The 1,724-nt window shown below is 75.9% G+C and carries 2 protein-coding genes; both read left to right on the top strand.

Annotated elements, in window-relative coordinates; all coding sequences use genetic code 11:
- Positions 1–610, top strand: a 610-nt coding sequence (locus AB8Z36_RS39175) for a UDP-N-acetylglucosamine--N-acetylmuramyl-(pentapeptide) pyrophosphoryl-undecaprenol N-acetylglucosamine transferase (RefSeq protein ID WP_369218128.1), incomplete at its 5' end; no start/stop codon positions are given.
- Positions 607–1,724: SDR family NAD(P)-dependent oxidoreductase (locus tag AB8Z36_RS39170; RefSeq protein WP_369218127.1), on the top strand; the 1,118-nt coding region annotated here is incomplete at its 3' end. The genes AB8Z36_RS39175 and AB8Z36_RS39170, both read left to right, overlap by 4 nt.

The following is a 1,724-nucleotide window of genomic DNA, read 5'->3' as shown; positions in this document are numbered from 1 at the left end:
GAAGAGGATCAGGCGGGCCCGGCGCGCGCTGGGCGTTCCCGCCGGGGCCCGCCTGATCCTCTTCAACGGCGGCAGCCTCGGCGCGGCCCGGCTCACCGAGGCGGCGGTCGGCCTCGCGGAGCTGTGGCGGGGGCGGAGCGACGTCCACCTGCTCATCAAGACCGGGCCCGCCGCCCTGGCCGGGACCCGGGCGCGGCTCGCCGCCGGGGGCGGTGCGGCGGTGGCCCACGCCGTTCCCTACCTGGACCGCATGGACCTCTCCTACGCCGCCGCCGACCTCGTCGTCTGCCGTGCCGGGTCCGCGACCGTCGCCGAACTGGCCACCACCGGGGTCCCCGCCGTCCTCGTGCCCTATCCGCACGCGCCGGGCGACCACCAGACCCATAACGCCCGGGTCCTCTCCGACGCGGGCGCGGGACTGCTGCTGCCCGACGCGGAGACCACCGCGGAGCGCCTCGCCGCGCTCGCGGGGCCGCTGCTCGCGGAGCCCGCGCGGCTCGCCGCGATGAGTGCCGCCGCGCCGCCCGGGCCGCATGCCCGCGCCGCCGACCTGCTGGCGGAGCGGGTCCTCCGCCTCGCCGACGCCACCTCTCACCTGGAGTACGCATGAGCACCTCGAACGCCCTCGCCACGTCTGTTGTGCCGCCCGCCACGTCCGCCGCGCCGCCCGCCCCGTCCGGCTTCTCCTGGCGGGACCGGACCGTCCTGGTCACCGGGGCCGAGGGGTTCATCGGCTCGACCCTTGTCGACCTGCTCCTCGAAGCGGGCGCGAAGGTCCGCGCCTTCGTCCACTACAAGCCGTACGCCGAGAAGGGCCATCTCGCCCATCTCCTCGGCGATTCCCGGGTCGAGATGATCGCCGGTGACGTGCGGGACGCGGGGCGTGTGATGGACGCGGTCGCGGGCTGCGACACGGTCTTCCATCTGGCCGCGCTGATCGGCATCCCGTACTCGTACGACTCCCCGGGCGCGTACGTCCAGACGAACGTCGTCGGTACCGAGAACGTCGCCGAGGCGTGCCGGAGGCACTCCGTGCGGCGGCTCGTGCACACCTCCACGAGCGAGGTGTACGGAACGGCTTTGACGGCGCCGATCGCGGAGTCCCACCCGCTCCAGCCGCAGTCCCCGTACTCCGCGTCGAAGATCGGCGCGGACATGATGGCGCTCTCCCACTGGCACGCCTTCGAACTGCCGGTGACGGTGGTGCGGCCCTTCAACACGTACGGGCCGCGGCAGTCAGCGCGCGCCGTCATCCCCACGATCCTGGCCCAGCTGCACGCCGGTGCGCGGGAGATCAGGCTCGGTTCGCTGACGCCGACGCGGGACTTCACGTACGTGACGGACACCGCGCGCGGGTTCATGGCGCTTGCGGTGTGCGACCGGGCGCTCGGGCACGCGGTGAATCTCGGGGTGGGCCGGGAGATCTCCATCGGCGAGCTGGCGGACGCGCTGATCACGGCCTCCGGGCGGGAGGCGTCCGTGGTGGTGGACCCGGCGCGGCTGCGGCCCTCGGGGAGTGAGGTGGAGCGGCTCCTCTCGGACAACTCCCGGGCGCGGGAGTGGGCCCCCCCCCCCCCCCCCCCCCCCCCCCCCCCCCCCCCCCCCCCCCCCCCCCCCCCCCCCCCCCCCCCCCCCCCCCCCCCCCCCCCCCCCCCCCCCCCCCCCCTCCATCGGCGAGCTGGCGGACGCGCTGATCACGGCCTCCGGGCGGGAGGCGTCCGTGG

This window comes from Streptomyces flavofungini (genome assembly GCF_041028215.1).
Lineage (GTDB): Bacteria > Actinomycetota > Actinomycetes > Streptomycetales > Streptomycetaceae > Streptomyces > Streptomyces flavofungini_B.
Note: the sequence above shows the minus strand (reverse complement) of the source record. Positions and strands in the feature narration are given on the sequence as shown.